This is a genomic window from Bacillus sp. TH17 (assembly GCF_016651125.1).
Classification (GTDB): Bacteria; Bacillota; Bacilli; order Bacillales; family Bacillaceae_G; genus Bacillus_A; species Bacillus_A mycoides.
Genome location: NZ_JAEKEN010000001.1, coordinates 4684777 through 4704285 on the forward strand (window position 1 = coordinate 4684777; position 19509 = coordinate 4704285).

Sequence of the window (19509 nt, forward strand, 5' to 3'; positions counted from 1 at the left end):
ATTCCCTCCTACATAAAATTATATAGGAAAAAGGAGATACAATCCAAACCCAACAAGAATAATACCACCTACTATTTCACCGTATGTGCCAAGTATATTTTTGGCATGGCTACCAAGCAATAAACCCATCCAAGCCAGTAACATACTTATTAGTCCGAACAATAATATCGTAATAATTGTCTCTGCTCCGTAAATTCCAAGACTAAGACCTACTGAAAAACTATCTATACTGACACCAAATGCAAATACAAATAAACTAATTCCAATTGGAGCAGTTCTAGTCTCTTCCCCTTCTAAAATAGACGAATATACGATATAGAACCCTAGCCCAATTAATAAAATAGCTCCTGCAAAATTTGCGACATCCCCATACCTCTCTGATAGAAAACGTCCTAGTACCATTCCGATAAATGGCATAATAATATGAAATATCCCAATCGTCATACCTATATAAAGGATTTGTCTTAACTTTAATGTTACCATCCCCATACCGAGGCTCACTGAAAATGCATCCATCCCCAGGGCAAATGCCATAATTATTAAAGGTATTAATTGTTCAAGTGTCATTCATATCCCCCCTCGGACGTGCTACTTCACAATATGCTTATCCGAGGAGAAATATTCTGTTTGCTAAAGGTACATTATCATTCAGTGATAATATGATGTCCCGCAGCTTTTGTTAAACGATTCATAATTGCATTTCCTATGCCTTCATTCGGGAATGATTCACTAAAAATAACATCTACTTCACTTGCATCAAACGTTCTAAGCACATCATATAACTTAGTCGCAACGCTGGCTAAATCGCTTCGCACACCACAAGACAATACAACATCTGCACTATACACATGCTGATACTCTTCTGTCGTTAATACACCTACTTTAAATCCTTCTTTCTTTTTCTCATCCACAATACGTTGAATAAACTCACGGGACCCTTCAACAATACTAAGTGGCGCTTTCGGTGCATAATGTGTATATTTCATTCCAGGTGATTTTGGTTTTTCTTTCTCATCCTTTAAAGCTGGATCTAAAGAAACATTTCCTATCACGGCCTCTAATTGCTCCTTCGTAATCCCACCTGGACGTAAAATCGTCGGAACCTCGCTCGTACAATCAATTACAGTTGATTCAACGCCTACTCCTGTTGCCCCGCCATCAACAATACCAGCAATTTTCCCATTTAAATCTTCATACACATGAGAAGCTAACGTTGGACTTGGGCGTCCTGAACGATTCGCACTCGGTGCCGCAACAGGCACGTTTGCCTCTTCAATAAGGGCGAGCGCTACTGGATGATCCGGCATCCTCACTCCGACTGTATTAAGTCCTGCCGTAACCCTCTCTGAAATCCCTTTTTTTCTCGGTAAAATGATTGTTAATGGTCCTGGCCAAAAATGCTCCATTAACTTTTCTGCAACCGGCGGAATTTCTCTTACGATACCATCTAACTGAGATTTTGTTCCTATGTGGACAATCAGTGGATTATCGCTCGGCCTCCCTTTCGCTTCAAAAATTTTCGCTATCGCTTCATCATCCATTGCGTTTGCTCCTAACCCATATACCGTTTCCGTCGGGAAGGCCACCGCTTCATTTTCTCTTAATAATCTCGCTGCTTCTTTTAATTGTGGATAATATTTTTTTCTTTCCACAACATTATCCACAACCCACATATTTGTATGCATTTTTTCCCACGTCCTTTTCTACCATGAAATACTTGTCTATTTTTAGTTTACTATGAGATTTATCCAAAAGACAAACAAGGTTTATCCACAAAATGTGGATAAACCTTGTTAATCCGTGGATAACTTTGTGAATAGCTGACAATTTAGTATTATTGCATTTAGCTCTTTTATATTTTTACAAAAGTGTTCTAACTGTCGAATTTCCTCTGGCACTTCTTCTTTCTCTACAATGACAAAGTTAAAAAACTGAAAGATGGTCACAGATTGTGGATGATTTGTGAGTAAGTACAATTGTCGAATATCTTTTTCTTTCATATACTGCAAAAACATCTCGAAAAAATATAAGAAAGTCTGTTTATCCACATTAGGTGTGAATAAACAAGAACGGATAAGTGCATTTTCTCCACTTTGTTCATATCCAATTACCGCTCGTATTTCTCCCGCCTCTTCCAAGATCATAAATTGTGCGTACAACTCATTTATTTTATCATCTTTTTTATTAGCTTGTCCGAAAAAAGAATGTAATCTTTCTACATCTGCTTTCGTAGCAAAATACACGTTCTTCATAGTAAATCCCTCCTCATTGATATATATGAGGAAGGATTTATTAATAGCACTATTTAGAGAATAAAGATGTAAAAGCTTCGACGATAAATAATTTAACCTCTGGTTTCTCTTCCTCTTCTACTGTTACATATTCATTTTGCTTTTCTTGTTTTTGCTCCACAGGTTTCTCTACTTTTTTTACAGGCTGTTCTTCTACTTGTGTTTCGTGTTTTACTACTTTCTTTTCCTGTGCTGTTACTTTTTCAGCTTTTTCCGGCTTTACTACTTTCTTTTCTTTCACCTTATCCTCTTTCTTCTCCGGTACATCCACTACTTCCTCATCTAGTTGTCTCACCTGCTCCTCTTCAGGAGATTCAGCTTTCACAACATGTTCTTCTTTCCTTACAGCTGTACCACTTGAAAAATCTAAGAAACACATCGGTGGAAATAATACACACCACCAGTTTGCACCTTCACCTTTTCCAATTGTAATAAGTACCGCTTCATATTCTCCTGCCGGATAAATAAAATTCCCATATACCTTTGTAGGAAACTTCACATTCTTACCGAATTTCACTTGAAACGCCTCTTTACTTCCTTCTCTTTTCAGTGTATTTGCCACTGTCTTTTCAATTTCAGGAATATGATTTTGAATTACTTTTCGAGCTTCTTCAAATGACGTTAAATCCGCTACCCATCCATCAATTTGCGCTTTTACTTCATCGCGTACTTTACGCTTTAACGCCTGATCTTTATCGGAATCACTATTAGCTAAAATACGTAATCGAACGGCCTCTTTCGGAATAACAGTAGGCCCTTTTGCATCAGCTTTCATATATCCAAACTGCACAAGTAACTGTGCACCAATTAATAATAAAAGAAAGTAAGCAATAACTTGTTTTTTCATTTCCTCCACCGTCCCCTCTAGAAACAGTGTGGACAGACTTTCATCTTTCTAAACTATTAAATTCAAAATCTATGTAAAAAACCAATAGAAAAGCATTTTTTTAATTGGCGAGAGGGACTGGCTATGTATAGAAGCGGTCAGGGCCTTTTCCTGCCACGCACAAAGTTTTAAAACAAAGACAGGCAACAAGGTGTATGTCCATTTTTATCCCGCATTAATGGGCAGTAAGACCCCCACCTCAAAATTCAGCGAAAGCAAAGAAGTTAGGTGGGGGATCAACTGCCCATAAAAGCCCGATTGGTTCAACTAATAATCAGTGGGGGATGAAGAAAACCCCCACTGATTAAAGTTTCACTTTATCTTTATAACAGCAATCTATAGGTAATAAGGTGCGTATTTCCGCTGAAATAATACCCCTTACCAAAATTCTAAATAAAATGTATGGCTGAGTAGTTACGAATTTTTCATACAAAAAATAGAGTAAGGCTTATGCCTTACTCCATCTCTGCAAATACCATGCGATCTTTTCCATTAATATCAAATACAACTTCAACTTGAGCGCGCGGGAAAGTTTGCTGTAATAATGCTTTGACATCTTCACCTTGCCCTACACCAATTTCAAACGCCACAATCGCCTTGTTCTGTAATACATTCGGCAATTCCTCCATAAAACGACGATAGAAATCTAGTCCATCTTCCCCACCAACAAGCGCACGCTTCGGCTCATGCTCCTTCACAACAGTAGAAAGACCACGCCAATCTTCCTCTGGTATGTACGGAGGATTGGAAACAACAACATCTAACTTCTGACCTGTTTCATAAAACGGAGACAGTAAATCGCCGTGATAGAAAGTTACATCCGCCCCTAAAGTTTTTGCATTTTCTTTTGCAACTTCAATCGACTCCTGTGCGATATCTACTGTATACACATGAAGATTTTTATTTTCTAAAGCGAGCGTAATAGAAATCGCTCCACTACCTGTTCCAATATCCGCTATGTGAAGCTCCTCATTACCGAAATGGCGCTCAATTCTCTCTAGCACTCCAACTATAAGTTCCTCTGTTTCCGGTCTTGGTATCAATACCTCTTCATTTACAAAGAATGCTCGGCCATAAAACATTTCATAACCGAGCATGTATTGGATCGGAATACCTTCTACATGCTTGTGGATAAATTGTGCAAAATTTTTCTCTTGTTCCGCAGTTATTTCTTCACGCATATTCATGAGCATTCCGGTTCTGTTCGTCTTTAATACATGACAAAGGACAATTTCTCCCGCATTTTCATCTCGTCCATTTTCCTGTAAAAAAGAAGAAGCCCATTTCAGGGCTTCATAGACACGCATTACTCAGCTGCCTCCATCTTTTGCGCCTGATCTTCCATCACTAAGGCATTGATGAAATCATCTAACTTACCTTGTAGGATTTGATCTAGCTTTTGAATCGTTAAACCGATTCGATGGTCTGTAACACGGTTTTGCGGGAAGTTATACGTACGAATACGCTCTGAACGATCTCCCGTACCAACAGCTTGTTTACGGTTTTGATCATACTCAGCTTGCGCTTCTTGTCTAAATTTATCATAAACACGTGCGCGTAATACTTTCATCGCTTTTTCTTTATTCTTAATTTGTGATTTCTCATCCTGACAAGATACAACTACACCAGTCGGTAAATGCGTTAAACGTACCGCTGACATCGTTGTATTAACGCTTTGTCCACCAGGACCACTAGAAGCAAACGTATCAACACGAACATCTTTTTCATGAATATTAATTTCTACTTCTTCTGCCTCTGGTAGTACAGCTACAGTTGCTGTAGATGTATGAATACGTCCACCAGATTCCGTTTCAGGAACACGTTGTACACGGTGAGCACCATTCTCGAATTTCAGCTTCGCGAAAGCACCTTTACCGTTAATCATAAAGATAATCTCTTTATATCCACCTAACTCTGTATAGCTCGCTTCGATAATTTCAGTTTTCCAACCTTGCACCTCAGCATAACGGCTATACATACGATATAAATCACCAGCAAATAAAGCTGCCTCGTCACCACCAGCAGCGCCACGAACCTCAACGATAACGTTTTTATCATCATTAGGGTCTTTTGGAACAAGTAAAATTTTCAGACGTTCTGATAATGTTTTCTCTTGTCCTTCTAATTCAGAAACCTCTTCTTTTACCATATCACGCATATCAGCGTCTAACTTATCTTCTAACATTGCTTTTGCATCTCGTAATTGCTCACGAACATCTTTATACTCACGGTACACCTCTACCGTGTCCTGAATATCAGATTGCTCTTTTGAATACTCACGAAGCTTATTTGTATCGCTAATAACCTCTGGGTCACTTAACAACTCATTCAACTTCTCATAACGATCTTCTACAGCTTGCAAACGATCTAACACACCATTCACCTCTACATCCTAGTATCTAATACAAATAGTATATGGTACTTAATCAAAAAAACGCAAATTATATTTAAAAGCGTAAGCGGCTTGCTCAGCTCTGACTGGCTAAGGTTCTCTCGCACAAAAGGTGCTTTTCACCTTGAGTAGCGGCGGTTCTTAGACACGAAGAGCTTGCCACCAATCTTCATCTATTTTCGAAAAAAACCCGCTCTACATAGCGAGTTTCACTTATCTTTGTTTTGTAGGTACTGCATGACAATGACGACAACGTGGTTCATACGATTCTGAAGCCCCAACTAAAATAATTGGATCATCAAATGCCGCTGGTTCTCCATCGATTAAACGTTGCGTACGACTTGCAGGAGATCCACATGCAGAACAAACTGCCTGCAATTTAGTTACATGTTCAGCAATCGCCATCAGCTGAGGAACTTGTCCAAATGGTAGACCACGGAAATCTTGGTCTAATCCAGCTACAATGACACGATAGCCACGATTTGCCAATACTTGCACCACTTCCACAATGTCCCCATCAAAAAATTGTACCTCATCGATTGCAATAACATCCATTTCTTCTGTTACATGGTTAAATATATCTTTTGAAGCTGAAACAGGAACTGCTTTAACCTTTAATCCATTATGTGATACAACATCTTCTTCACTATAACGATTATCAATACATGGTTTAAATACAATCGCATGTTGTTTCGCAAATTGTGTACGGCGTATACGGCGGATGAGCTCTTCTGATTTCCCAGAAAACATACTCCCGCAAATCACTTCAATCCAACCATTTTGATTCATTAAGTACATTGAGCTCTCCTTTCATCTACTTTCCTAATCCAAAGTAGGGTAAAGGTTTAATATTTTCGCAAAAAAAACAGACAAGCGAATACATACACTTGCCTGTTTTATGTTCTTTATTACTTGATGCCGTATTTCTTATTGAAGCGGTCAACACGTCCGTCTGCAGTAGCAAACTTCTGACGTCCAGTGTAGAATGGGTGAGAATCAGAACTGATCTCAATTTTTAGTAATGGATAAGTGTTACCATCTTCCCACTCAACAGTTTCGCTAGAGCCTTTTGTAGACCCGCTTAAGAATTTGAAGCCAGTGTTCGTGTCCATAAATACAACTTTATTGTAATTTGGATGGATTCCTGCTTTCATTCTTTTCATCTCCTTCCGCCCTGAATCATTTTCGAAACAGAGTTTTTCATCTTCAGCTGCTTACACAACTATATTGATGAAACACATATGATGAAATTATAACAAGGCTAACTCCATTTTGCAACTACCTGTTTTTGTCTTTTTAAAAATTAAAAGCACAAGCGGCTCGTTCAGAATCCAGGTCACTTCAAGCTCTCGACCAAGAGGCGCTTTTTGCCTCGTAGGAAGACGCGAAGCCACCGACCATTCTAGCCGCTGGAGATGGAACTAGATACACCTTAAAGCGCAAGCGGCTCGCCCAGAATCGTAGGGCACTTCAAGCTCTCAATCCAAATATGATTTCCATCTTAAAAAACAAATTTTTTCCATATATTACTCTCTCTAATATTCCCTTAAAAACATAAAAAACTCGCTTACTACGAAATAAGCGAGTCCCCATCTTTTCCCTTTACTTAGTGGTTACATATCTTTTTGAGTCTGCAACAATGTTTTGTAAAAATTCTTCATTTGTCTTTGTTTGACGAAGTTTACGTAAGAAGCCTTCAACAAAGTCTGGTGTATCACGCATTGTTTTACGAATACCCCACAGCTTGTCTAAATGTTCTTTCGGAATTAATAGGTCTTCTTTACGCGTACCAGAGCGACGAATATCAATCGCTGGGAAGATACGGCGCTCAGCTAATGAGCGATCTAAGTGAAGTTCCATATTTCCAGTTCCTTTAAACTCCTCGTAAATTACATCATCCATACGAGACCCTGTATCAACAAGCGCTGTTGCTAAAATCGTTAGACTACCGCCCTCTTCGATATTACGCGCAGCCCCAAAGAAACGCTTCGGTCTATGAAAAGCAGCAGGATCAATACCACCCGATAAGGTTCTACCACTTGGCGGAATAACAAGGTTGTAAGCACGCGCTAAACGGGTAATACTATCCATTAAAATGACAACGTCCCTTTTATGTTCTACAAGACGCATTGCACGCTCTAATACAAGCTCCGCTACTTTAATATGATTCTCTGGCACTTCATCAAAAGTAGAACTTACAACATCACCTTTAACAGAACGTTCAATATCTGTTACTTCCTCTGGACGCTCATCAATTAAAAGTACAATTAATTCTGCTTCCGGATGATTTGTTGTGACACTGTGTGCAATTTCTTTTAACAGACTTGTTTTACCAGCCTTTGGAGGCGCAACAATTAAACCACGTTGTCCAAATCCAACTGGTGCGATTAAATCCATGATGCGTGTCGGTAACTTTTTCGTTTCCGTCTCCAATTTCATTTGGCGATCTGGGTATAACGGTGTTAATGCAGGGAAATGTACACGCTCTTTTGCTGAGTCTGGATCATCTCCATTTACAGCTTCAACTTGTAGCAATCCAAAATAGCGCTCATTTTCTTTCGGAGGTCGTACTTTACCAGAAACCTTATCTCCATTACGTAAATCGAAACGACGAATTTGCGAAGCCGAGATATAAATATCTTCTGAGCTTGGAGAATAATTGATAGGACGTAAGAATCCAAATCCTTCTGATTGAATAATTTCTAATACGCCTTCCATGAAAAAGAAACCTTCTTTTTCTGCTCGAGCTTTTAAGATAGAGAAGATTAGCTCTTTTTTCGTTAACTTGCTGTAATACGAAATCTTAAATTCCTTCGCAAGCTCGTATAACTCTTTTAATTTCATGTTTTCTAATGCTGCAATTGACAAATTCATTCAGACACCACACTTTAACTTTATTCTCTTTTCACATGGGTAAAGGGAAAAAATACGGAAGGCAAATAAATAATAATGAAAGGCAATAAGTTCAAGTAGGATAATATTCACTATTGTAACCCTTTTATCTAGTTTTAATCAATACGTTGAAACACAAATACAAGAAGCGAAGACAAGAAAATTTGTCTTCGCCTTTTCATATTTCTTTATTTTTTCTACTCACCTGATTTTAAGGCAGAATAGATAAGGCATTTCTGCTTTTATTTAATCCAGTTCCAGCAGCTAGAATGGTCGGTGGTTTCGCTTCTTCCTGCGAGGCAAAAAGCGCCTCTTCGTCAGAAGCTCCATCCCCCTCCCATTCTGAACGAGCTGCTTACGCTTTTTACTTAATCCAGTTCCAGCGGCTAGAATCTCCGGTCATTTCACTCTCTCACTCGAAGCAAAAAACGCTTCAAGGTCGAGAGTTCCAATGCCCTGCGATTCTAAATGAGCCGCTTACGCTTTTTATTTAATAACCAAATTCGGTTTTTTATTTAAGCTATGGCGGCCGTCTACGAAACGTACTGTGCCTGATTTTGCACGCATAACAAGGGATTGTGTTGTTCCGACGCTACCTTTAAATTGAACGCCTCGTAATAGTTCTCCGTCTGTTACACCTGTTGCTGCAAAGATTGCATCGTCACCTTTTACTAAGTCTTCCATACGAAGGATACGATTGATATCTTCAATACCCATTCTTTTACAACGAGCTAGTTCAGCTTCGTTTTGAGGTAAGAGCTTCCCGTGAATTTCTCCACCTAAGCATTTTAATGCGACCGCAGCTAATACACCTTCAGGTGCTCCACCAGAACCGAATAGAATATCTACACCAGTACGGTCAAATGCTGTATTGATTGCTCCAGCTACATCTCCATCGTTAATTAATTTAATACGAGCACCAGCTTTACGAATTTCTTCGATAATTGCTTGATGACGTGGACGGTTTAAAACTGTCGCTACAACATCTTCGATATCTTTATTTTTCGCTTTCGCAACTGCACGTAAGTTGTCGATAATAGGTGCGTCAATATCAACTGCACCAACTGCTTCTGGACCAACCGCTATCTTATCCATGTACATGTCAGGAGCATGTAACAAATTGCCGTGATCTGCAATTGCAATAACAGCAAGCGCATTCCAGCCGCCAGCCGCTACGATATTTGTCCCTTCTAAAGGATCAACTGCAACGTCTACGCGTGGTCCATATCCTGTACCCAATTTTTCTCCGATATATAGCATTGGCGCTTCATCCATTTCACCTTCGCCAATTACAACTGTACCTTTCATCGGAATTGTATCAAATACATCACGCATAGCTGATGTTGCTGCACCATCTGCCTCATCTTTTTTTCCGCGCCCCATCCAACGCGCTGATGATAATGCTGCAGCCTCTGTTACACGTACTAACTCCATAGATAAACTTCTTTCCACGATAATCCCTCTCCTTTAAGCCTTTATATTTCTGCCGTATTTTGTGAACCTTATTTTTCTATAAAGTGTACTTCCGTTAGTAGTGATTCTTCGCTCCCCATTAACGGAAGTATCACCACCTTATCCTGATTGGTGAGGGTTAATAATCGACGTGGGATACCCCATACTGATTAAAGTTTCACTTTATGCATTCTTCATTTCTTCAATTTCTTGCTTTGTCATTTGTTCTCGCCAAATGTTTGCACCAAGCCCTTTAAGCTTGTCTACTATATTTTCGTAACCTCGATCAATATGATCAAGTCCCGTTACTTCTGTAATGCCATCTGCCATTAAACCCGCAATAACAAGGGACGCACCAGCTCGTAGGTCACTCGCTTTCACCTTCGCACCTTGCAATAAAACTGGTCCAGTCACAATTGCTGAACGGCCTTCTACTTTAATTTGCGCGTTCATACGGCGCAATTCATCAATATGCTTGAAACGTGCGCTGTAAATTGTATCAGTTACAACTCCTGTTCCATGCGCTTTTGTTAAAAGCGTTGTAAACGGCTGTTGTAAATCCGTTGGAAACCCTGGATATACAAGCGTTTTTACATCAACTACTTTTAACCTTCTATTGCCGTTCACTGTAATTTGGTCATCGTTCGTTTCAATTTGAACACCAGCTTCTCTTAGCTTCGCAGTAACGGATTCTAAATGCTGAGGAATAACATTATCAACTGTTACTTCTCCTCCTGACGCAGCCCCTAAAATCATATACGTACCAGCTTCAATACGGTCTGGAATAATAGTGTGGTGACAACCGTGCAGTGAATCCACACCATCAATTCGGATTACGTCTGTACCAGCACCTTTAATACGTGCTCCCATACTCGTTAACAATGTAGCTACATCAATAATCTCTGGTTCTTTCGCTGCATTTTCAATAACAGTTCTACCTTTCGCTCGTACAGCCGCTAGCATAATATTAATCGTAGCTCCTACACTAACAACATCTAAATAAATACGTGCCCCACGTAGTTCGTCTGCTCTTAAATAAATGGCACCTTGTTCATTTGTAACATATGCCCCTAACGCTTCAAACCCTTTAATATGCTGATCAATCGGTCGTGGCCCTAAATGACATCCACCTGGAAGCCCAATAACAGCTTTTTTAAAACGGCCAAGCATTGCACCCATTAAATAATAAGAGGCGCGCAATTTTTTCACTTTTCCATTTGGTAAAGGCATCGCAACCATGTTAGAAGGATCGACTACCATCTCTTCTTCCTGCCCATAAGTTACTTTCCCTCCAATTTCCTCTAGTAAGTCTCCTAACATTTTCACGTCCGAAATATTAGGAACACCGCCAATAGTTACTGGAGTATCTGCTAAAATTGTCGCTGGAATTAGTGCAACAGCACTGTTCTTTGCACCACTCACACGAATCGTTCCATTTAAAGCTCTTCCGCCTTCAATTAGCAACTTTTCCATATTGAGCTCCCTTCTTGTGAATGTATTTATCTTCTACTTCTTTATAAGAAGTAGAAGATTCCCCCTTAAGAATCTCAATCACTCTTTCCATCCTGAAACTCAATAAGTAGAAAACCATCACCTGTAGCTCCCCTGCTGTACAAATAGATGAAGATTAACTATTCATCGAATCAAATTACTCAATTCAGATACTTACCACATTTATTAATAGGACTATGCACATTATTTTCTATATTCGCAAACCAAAAATTCACTTTATAAAATCTTTAGACTTGTTCGCGCTTTCATTATACAACGAAAGGAAACCGTCTAAAAGACTAGACGGTTTCCAAAACGGAATTTTATTCTTACGCTTTACCGTTAGAACCGAACTCACGCATTTTACCAGCAACAGTTGCTTTGATAGCGTCGCGGCCAGGTCCAATATATTTACGAGGATCGTAAACTTCTTGGTCTTTGTTTAATGCTTCACGAACAGCTTTTGTAAACTCAATTTGGTTCTCAGTGTTTACGTTAATTTTTGAAGTACCTAAAGAAATAGCTTTTACGATATCAGCAGTTGGGATACCAGTACCACCGTGTAATACTAAAGGTACGCCAGTGAAGTCGCGAACTTGTTCCATTTCAGCGAATCCTAAGTTAGGCTCACCTTTGTAAGGGCCGTGTACAGAACCTAAAGCTGGAGCTAGGCAATCGATACCTGTTGCTTCAACAAGGTGCTTACACTCTGCTGGATCAGCGTAAATTACGCCTTCAGCGATGATGTCGTCTTCTTGTCCGCCAACTGTTCCAAGCTCAGCTTCAACAGATACGTTACGAGCGTGTGCGTATTCTACCACTTTTTTAGTAGTTTCAACGTTTTCATCGAATGGGTGGTGAGAAGCGTCGATCATTACAGATGTGAAACCTGCATCAATTGCTTCTTTACATTTTTCGAAGCTTGAACCATGGTCAAGGTGAATCGCTACAGGAACAGAAATGTTCATTTCTTCGATTAAAGCTTTAACCATAGCTACAACTGTTTTGAAACCAGTCATATGACGAGCTGCACCCTCAGATACACCTAAGATTACAGGAGATTTTTCTTCTTCCGCAGCAGCTAAGATAGCTTGAGTCCACTCTAAGTTGTTCATGTTGAATTGACCAACTGCGTATTTTCCTTCTAGTGCTGTGTTTAGCATTTCTTTCATAGAAACTAAAGGCATGGTGAATCCTCCTAAAAAACGTTTTTTGTATCCGATAAATTCTTATCGCTGGTAGTATGACCAGAATAAGGTAAAATATGTATATTTACATACCGGACTTCTTTCTACACTCAATAGGATAACAACTTGTACTCAAAAACTCAACTGTATTCACCTGCTCAATAGTCCATGTAAACGCTTTTTTCCATATTTTTTATAAAAAATTCATTTTTTACGCCTCTACAGCAAGCTGATCTCTCACTGCTTGACGAATCTCATCAATATCAAACGGTTTAGCAAAGTGCATTAAAGCTCCTAAATCTTTCGCTTCTTGAATCATATCCAATTCTCCATAAGCAGTCATTAAAATCACTTTAATACTCTCATCAATTTCTTTTACATGTTTTAAAATCTCTATACCATCCATACCTGGGATTTTCATATCTAACACTACTAAATCCGGATTATCTTTTTTCACGATATCTAAAGCTTGAAATCCATTCGCTGCTTGGAACGTCTGATAACCTTCTTTTTGGAACACTTCATGCAATAAAACACGAATGCCATATTGATCATCAACGATTAAAATTTTCCCTTCCATAACTCCCAACCTTTCTGTGTAAGTACAAGATTTAAAGCTTCTTATATCTTATCGGTTTATTTTCGCTACTCTTTGCCAAATCCCTTCCTATTCTTTCTTATTTTACCGTTTCCTATTTTGTTATGCCACCCTACTATTTCCCCTTTCCAAAAAAAATAAGCTATAATGAGAACCAGCTAACACGAAAGAAAGGAGCAACAACATGTTAAAAATTTTCTCGACTCAATTAAGTGGATATTTCTCCCGAATTTCTCAAAAAGAGGAAATGAATATAGAAGATAGCGCTCGTCTACTTGCCCAGGCGTTAGTTGGCGACGGCTTCATTTACTTGCATGGTACAAACGAAATGGAAGGTATTGTTTCAGAAGCATTATTTGGCGCCGAACCAATGAAACAAGCAAAACGTTTAATAGAAAACGGTGAACCGGCGGCAGTGACTTCTGCGGACCGCGTACTTCTTATTAGTCGTTTTTCGACAGATGAAGAAATTATAAAAACCGCGAAAAAACTTCATGAAGAAGGCCAATCTATCGTTGGAATCTCAGCTATTCAAGAAGGTGTTGAATCACTGGAACAATATACAGATGTACATATTGATACAAAGCTGTTAAAAGGTCTTATTCCAGATGATGAAGGTAACCGCTATGGGTTCCCAAGTTTAATTATAGCTTTATTTGCTTATCACGGATTGAAATTTACAATTGATGAAATGTTAAACGAATATTAAAAAAAGCGCCCTATTTCAGGCGCTTTTTTTTATTACTTGCTCTCTTTATTCGTAATAGAAGCACTTACGAAGTCATGGAACAATGGTTGTGGACGGTTTGGACGAGATACAAGTTCTGGATGGAACTGTGCTGCCACGAACCAAGGGTGATCTTGTAATTCAATAATTTCCACTAGACGACCGTCTGGGCTTGTACCAGAGAATACAAATCCTGCTTTTTCCATATCTGGACGGAATTGATTGTTGAACTCATAACGATGACGATGACGCTCATATACAACCGGCTCATTGTAAGCATTGTAAGCATTTGTTTCTTCAGCAAGCTTACATGGGTATAGACCAAGGCGAAGTGTACCACCTAAATCTTCTACATCTTTTTGTTCTGGTAATAAATCGATAATTGCATAAGGTGTGTCAGGATTAATTTCAGAAGAGTTAGCTCCTTCTAATCCTAATACGTTACGTGCAAATTCGATTGATGCAAGTTGCATACCTAGGCAAATTCCTAAGAATGGAACTTTGTTTTCACGAGCATATTGAATTGCAACGATTTTACCTTCTACACCACGATCGCCGAAGCCACCTGGTACAAGGATACCATCTGTGTCGCCAACTAATTCTTTTACGTTCTCTGCTGTTACGTGCTCAGCATTTACCCATTTCACTTCTACATCTGTGTCGAATGAATAACCTGCATGACGAAGCGCTTCTACAACCGAAATGTATGCATCTTGAAGCTCTACGTATTTACCAACAAGAGCGATTTTTGTTTTCTTAGAAAGGTTACGTACTTTATTAACTAGCGCAGTCCAATCTGTCATATCTGCAGCTGGATTGTCTAACTTCAAGTGATCACAAACGATTTGGTCCATGTTTTGTTCTTGAAGAGATAATGGAACCGCATATAAAGTATCTGCATCGCGTGCTTCGATAACTGCTTTTGTATCGATGTCACAGAATAATGCAAGCTTGTCTTTCATGTCCTGAGAAACAGGTAGTTCTGTACGAACAACGATAATATTTGGTTGAATACCTAAGCTGCGAAGCTCTTTAACGCTATGTTGCGTTGGTTTTGTTTTCATTTCACCCGCTGCTTTTAAGTACGGGATTAACGTACAGTGAATGTACATTACATTGTCACGACCGATGTCGCTCTTAATTTGACGAATTGCTTCTAAGAATGGTAAAGACTCGATATCACCAACAGTTCCACCGATTTCTGTAATAACAACGTCGGCATTTGTTTCGCGACCAGAACGATATACACGTTCTTTAATTTCGTTAGTAATGTGAGGAATAACTTGAACTGTTCCTCCTAAATATTCACCACGACGCTCTTTTTGAAGAACTGAAGAGTAAATTTTACCTGTTGTTACGTTGCTGTATTTGTTTAAGTTGATGTCGATAAAACGCTCATAGTGACCTAGGTCTAAGTCCGTTTCTGCACCATCATCTGTTACGAATACCTCACCGTGTTGGTAGGGGCTCATAGTCCCTGGGTCTACGTTAATGTATGGATCAAACTTTTGAATAGTTACGTTTAAACCACGATTCTTTAAAAGTCTTCCAAGAGATGCTGCTGTAATACCTTTACCTAAAGACGATACTACACCGCCTGTTACAAAAATATACTTAGTCATGAAAATACTCCCTTCTACTTCGTTGTTATATAATCACCGTTGCAAAGCGCAACGTATGTAGATAACACTGTATCTATCTTATTGTTAGGCTCTTTTTATTTTCTAAACAAAAAACAAAAAAGAAAATTGCTCCCCTCATCACATAAAGTAATAAGTAGGGAGCAATTTTCTTTTATATTTACACTTTAAAAGTATTATCGTCTTTTTTTAAAGAGCCCAAAAATGATTCTACATGGACGATAATGAAAAGTCAAGAACTACCGCTCTTCCTCTTCTTCTTCTTCAGTTTCATCATACTCAAGTTCTTCTTCTGCGAAGTCTTCATTATCTTCTTCTAAATCATCAAGATCATCATCTTCATCGTCTGCGTCTTCGTCTTCAAGAACTTTGTCCAAATCTACTACATCTTCTTCTACTTCTTCTGCTTCTTCTACATCATCTTCTTCAATGTAGTCGTCAAAACCGTCTTCTTCAACTTTGCGTTTCTTCTTCGGTTTTGGCTGAGGCAGAATTTCTTCATCAATTTGCTCATATGGGTACCAGCTACGTAGCCCCCAACGATTTTCTCCTAAATTAATGAAACGTCCATCGATGTTTAAATCTGTATAAAATTGTGCGAGTTTCGTATTAACTTGCCCTTGAGATAGTCCCAGCACTTGAGCGATTTCTTGAACCAACTCGTTGAATGTCGTTGCTTGTCTTTTATTCCCTAAAACACTATGTACAACTTCAATCATTGAACATTCTTTTAGCTCTTCTGGTGAATATTGCTTAAAACCCACTTATGCGGCACTTCCTTTCTTCAAATATAAGCTTATATATAACGGTCTGCTTAAAAAAATCCATACTATTCATTATAAACAAAAGTCGCACAAATATGCTACAAAAAAAACGGGAAACTTTTATCCCGCTATTTACGGGCAATAAAATTATAATTTGTCCATTCTTTATTTCGGAGACATATGTGCTCCTTGCAGTACATACCTAATTTGCATTTCTGTATATTCTTCGAGAGTATACAGTTTTTGTAGGGCCCAACGTCTAAATCCCCACATTTGTCCTTGTATGAAAATATTATGTGCAAGAAGCTGTATTTCCTTTTTATTTAGTGTAAATGTCCCATTTTCCGTACACTGCTCTAAAATATCCTCAAACATCCCGACCATTTGAAACTCTTTTTCTAATACATATGGAAGTGATTCTTTCGGTAAAAAACGTACCTCTTGATACATAATTAATACTTCTTCTTGCAATTCATCCATCACTTTAAAATAATTCATTATCGCTATCTTTAAGCTTTCTATACTTCCCTTCTCTGTACACACTACTTCTTCTAACCGCTCTTTTACATGTTCATAAATACTATCACAAACTAAATATAATACATCATCTTTTGTGCGAATATACTCATAAAGTGTTCCGATACTAAATCCAGCCGCTTTCGCAATTTCTCTCGTTGTTGTACGCGGGAATCCTTTTTGCTTAAACAGCTGCACCGCACCTTTAATCATTTGTTCACGTCTTAACGCAACTAATTTTTCATCTTTCACTGACGCATGTACATTATGTTTAACCATCCCTTCACCTCTCTCTATTATTTTTGGAAGTAAAAAGCGTAGGAAAATACCTACGCTTTTGTTCCTACTTCGTTAACATACGAGAAATTACAAGCCTTTGAATCTCTTGTGTTCCCTCATATATTTGTGTAATCTTTGCATCGCGCATATAACGCTCTACTGGATAATCTTTCGTATAACCATAACCACCAAATACTTGTACCGCTTCAGTCGTTACCTTCATCGCTGTATCACCTGCAAATACTTTTGACATCGCTGACTCTTTCCCATACGGAAGCCCTTCAGATTCAAGCCAAGCCGCTTGATATGTTAAAAGACGCGCTGCCTCTACATCCGTTGCCATATCCGCAAGTTTAAAGCCAATTCCTTGTTGCGCCGCAATTGGCTTCCCAAACTGATGACGTTCTCTTGCATATTCTACAGAAGCATCTAAAGCAGCTTGTGCAATACCGACTGCTTGTGCCGCAATACCATTACGGCCGCCATCTAATGTCTGCATCGCAACTTTAAATCCTTGGCCCTCTTCCCCTAGTAAATTCTCTACAGGAATACGGCAGTCTTCAAATATAATTTCAGTTGTTGGCGAAGAACGAATCCCTAGCTTACTTTCCTTCTTCCCAACCGAAAATCCTAGCGTATCACTCTCCACAATAAATGCACTCGTGCCGCGCTGCTTCGAATCAGGATCTGTTAATGCAAAAACAACATAAATATCAGCAATACCGCCATTTGTAATAAAGATTTTCGAACCATTTAAAATGTAATGGTCCCCATCTCGTTTTGCAGTCGTCCTCATTCCACCAGCATCTGATCCAGAGCTTGGTTCTGTTAAGCCATATGCACCAATTTTCTTCCCTTCAGCCATTGGGCGCAAAAACTTTTGTTTTTGCTCTTCCGTTCCAAATTTAAAAATTGGCCATCCAGCAAGTGAAGTATGTGCAGACAACGTTACACCTGTAGAAGCACAAACGCGGGATAATTCTTCAACGGCAATTACATACGCCAAGTAATCGCTTCCAATTCCGCCGTATTCTTCAGGCCACGGAATACCGGTTAAACCAAGCTCTGCCATTTGATCGAATAAAACGCGATCAAATCGCTCTTCCTCATCACGCTCTGCTGCTGTCGGTGCTACTTCATTCCTCGCAAAATCCCGAACCATTTTTCTTATCATTTCATGTTCTTCTGATAATTTAAAATGCATTCCCGTCTCCCCCTCTGCCTTTTTATAAAGCTCGACTAATTACAAGCTTTTGTATTTCGCTCGTTCCTTCATATATTTGTGTGATCTTCGCATCACGGAAAAATCTTTCTACTGGATAATCTTTCGTATAACCATAGCCACCAAATACTTGCACCGCCTCAATCGCAACTTCAACAGCCGTCTTAGAAGCAAATAATTTCGCAATAGAAGCTTCTTTACCGCATGGTAATCCTTGTGCTCTTAGCGATGCTGCTCTGTATACAAGTAATCGCGATGCTTCTACACTTGTTGCCATATCTGCAAGTTTGAATCCGAGTCCTTGCTGCGCCGCAATTGGCTTTCCGAATTGCTCACGCTCTTTCGCATAATCAATCGCACATGCAAGCGCCGCTTCCGCGATTCCTAATGCTTGCGCTCCGATTCCAATTCGCCCAACATCTAAATTCGCCATTGCCACCTTAAATCCTTGTCCTTCTTCACCAAGTAAATTCTCGGCCGGCACTTTCATATCTTCAAACGTAAGTTGCACTGTACGAGAACCAAGAAGACCCATCTTATGCTCATCTTTTCCAATGATTAAGCCTGGTGTATCTTTCTCTACTATAAATGCTGAAATCCCGCTTTTCCCCGCATCTGGATTTGTAGACGCGAAGACGATATATGTACTTGCTTCACCACCATTTGTAATAAAGACTTTCGATCCATTAATGATGTAGTGATCGTCTTTCTTTACAGCTCTTGATTTCAAACTACCTGCATCTGATCCTGCATTCGGTTCTGTTAGAGCAAATGCGCCTAAATATTCACCAGTCGCCAGTTTAGAAACATATTTCTGCTTCTGTTCTTCTGTTCCGAAGTATAAAATCGGATTCATTCCAACTGACGTATGTACAGCTAAAATTACACCAACCGTTGCACTTACCTTTGAAATTTCCTCAATTGCTAGAATGTAAGAAATAAAATCCATTTCTGCCCCGCCATATTTTGCAGGCGCTGGAATACCCATTAGTCCAAGCTCACCCATCTTTTGCAAAATCTCTTTCGGGAACACCCCTTGTTCCATACTAGGAACAAAGGGAGCTATTTCCTTCTGCGCAAAATCTCGAACCATTTTCCTCATCATTTGTTGCTCTTCAGTAAAATGAAAATTCATGTAATTCGCCTCCGTTTGCTATATATCTTCTTAACAA

The 19509-nt window shown here is 39.2% G+C and carries 19 protein-coding genes; 1 reads left to right on the forward strand and 18 read right to left on the reverse strand.

Going from position 1 to position 19509, the window contains the following annotated elements; all coding sequences use genetic code 11:
• Positions 1-18: 18 nt before the first annotated feature.
• From JFT95_RS24175 to spo0F, 13 genes are all read right to left on the reverse strand, one after another.
• Complete coding sequence (locus JFT95_RS24175) at positions 19-567, reverse strand: manganese efflux pump MntP (RefSeq protein ID WP_002016298.1); 549 nt, start codon at positions 565-567, stop codon at positions 19-21.
• 77 nt (positions 568-644) lie between these two features.
• Complete coding sequence (locus JFT95_RS24180; protein WP_201053427.1) at positions 645-1685, reverse strand: L-threonylcarbamoyladenylate synthase; 1041 nt, start codon at positions 1683-1685, stop codon at positions 645-647.
• A gap of 108 nt (positions 1686-1793) precedes the next feature.
• On the reverse strand, positions 1794-2252 hold the full coding sequence (locus tag JFT95_RS24185; protein WP_002034898.1) for a GNAT family N-acetyltransferase: 459 nt from the start codon (positions 2250-2252) through the stop codon (positions 1794-1796).
• A gap of 49 nt (positions 2253-2301) precedes the next feature.
• Complete coding sequence (gene spoIIR, locus JFT95_RS24190; protein ID WP_201053428.1) at positions 2302-3138, reverse strand: stage II sporulation protein R; 837 nt, start codon at positions 3136-3138, stop codon at positions 2302-2304.
• Between the two features lie 494 nt (positions 3139-3632).
• Complete coding sequence (gene prmC, locus JFT95_RS24195) at positions 3633-4484, reverse strand: peptide chain release factor N(5)-glutamine methyltransferase (RefSeq protein WP_201053429.1); 852 nt, start codon at positions 4482-4484, stop codon at positions 3633-3635.
• The gene (prfA, locus tag JFT95_RS24200) at positions 4484-5551 is read right to left on the reverse strand and encodes a peptide chain release factor 1 (RefSeq protein WP_002113060.1); all 1068 of its coding nucleotides are present in this window, start codon (positions 5549-5551) and stop codon (positions 4484-4486) included. The genes prmC and prfA overlap by 1 nt, the downstream gene beginning before the upstream one ends.
• A 231-nt stretch (positions 5552-5782) precedes the next feature.
• Positions 5783-6367, reverse strand: a complete 585-nt coding sequence (locus JFT95_RS24205) for a thymidine kinase (protein WP_000281086.1) — start codon at positions 6365-6367, stop codon at positions 5783-5785.
• A gap of 110 nt (positions 6368-6477) precedes the next feature.
• Positions 6478-6723: a type B 50S ribosomal protein L31 gene (locus JFT95_RS24210; protein ID WP_000643447.1), complete on the reverse strand. Its 246-nt coding sequence runs from the start codon at positions 6721-6723 to the stop codon at positions 6478-6480.
• A 448-nt stretch (positions 6724-7171) separates the two neighbouring features.
• Positions 7172-8443, reverse strand: coding sequence for a transcription termination factor Rho (gene rho / locus JFT95_RS24215; protein ID WP_002016308.1), 1272 nt, complete (start codon positions 8441-8443; stop codon positions 7172-7174).
• 504 nt (positions 8444-8947) lie between these two features.
• Positions 8948-9913 carry a class II fructose-bisphosphatase gene (gene glpX / locus JFT95_RS24220; RefSeq protein ID WP_002016310.1) on the reverse strand — a complete coding sequence of 322 codons (966 nt, stop codon included), beginning with the start codon at positions 9911-9913 and terminating at the stop codon, positions 8948-8950.
• A 183-nt stretch (positions 9914-10096) separates the two neighbouring features.
• Entirely contained in the window at positions 10097-11386 is a 1290-nt protein-coding gene (gene murA, locus JFT95_RS24225) for a UDP-N-acetylglucosamine 1-carboxyvinyltransferase (protein ID WP_002034893.1), read from the reverse strand.
• 347 nt (positions 11387-11733) lie between these two features.
• A complete protein-coding gene (locus JFT95_RS24230; protein ID WP_002016312.1) occupies positions 11734-12591 on the reverse strand; it encodes a class II fructose-bisphosphate aldolase in 858 nt (285 codons plus the stop codon).
• A 211-nt stretch (positions 12592-12802) separates the two neighbouring features.
• Positions 12803-13171 carry a sporulation initiation phosphotransferase Spo0F gene (gene spo0F / locus JFT95_RS24235; protein ID WP_000398592.1) on the reverse strand — a complete coding sequence of 123 codons (369 nt, stop codon included), beginning with the start codon at positions 13169-13171 and terminating at the stop codon, positions 12803-12805.
• Positions 13172-13373: 202 nt separating this feature from the next.
• On the opposite strand from spo0F, the gene JFT95_RS24240 reads away from it, so the two are divergent.
• Positions 13374-13898, forward strand: a complete 525-nt coding sequence (locus tag JFT95_RS24240) for a DUF2529 domain-containing protein (RefSeq protein ID WP_002143880.1) — start codon at positions 13374-13376, stop codon at positions 13896-13898.
• Positions 13899-13930: 32 nt separating this feature from the next.
• Here JFT95_RS24240 and pyrG read toward each other — a convergent pair whose 3' ends face one another.
• The 5 genes from pyrG to JFT95_RS24265 all read right to left on the reverse strand — a co-directional run bounded on the left by pyrG (position 13931) and on the right by JFT95_RS24265 (position 19472).
• Positions 13931-15538: a CTP synthase gene (gene pyrG / locus JFT95_RS24245; protein WP_002016314.1), complete on the reverse strand. Its 1608-nt coding sequence runs from the start codon at positions 15536-15538 to the stop codon at positions 13931-13933.
• A 257-nt stretch (positions 15539-15795) separates the two neighbouring features.
• Positions 15796-16320, reverse strand: a complete 525-nt coding sequence (gene rpoE, locus JFT95_RS24250) for a DNA-directed RNA polymerase subunit delta (RefSeq protein ID WP_201053431.1) — start codon at positions 16318-16320, stop codon at positions 15796-15798.
• 165 nt (positions 16321-16485) lie between these two features.
• Positions 16486-17115, reverse strand: coding sequence for a TetR/AcrR family transcriptional regulator (locus tag JFT95_RS24255; protein WP_002034889.1), 630 nt, complete (start codon positions 17113-17115; stop codon positions 16486-16488).
• 64 nt (positions 17116-17179) lie between these two features.
• Complete coding sequence (gene acdA / locus JFT95_RS24260; protein ID WP_201053433.1) at positions 17180-18319, reverse strand: acyl-CoA dehydrogenase AcdA; 1140 nt, start codon at positions 18317-18319, stop codon at positions 17180-17182.
• A gap of 22 nt (positions 18320-18341) precedes the next feature.
• Complete coding sequence (locus JFT95_RS24265) at positions 18342-19472, reverse strand: acyl-CoA dehydrogenase (RefSeq protein ID WP_002034888.1); 1131 nt, start codon at positions 19470-19472, stop codon at positions 18342-18344.
• Positions 19473-19509 lie beyond the last annotated feature (37 nt).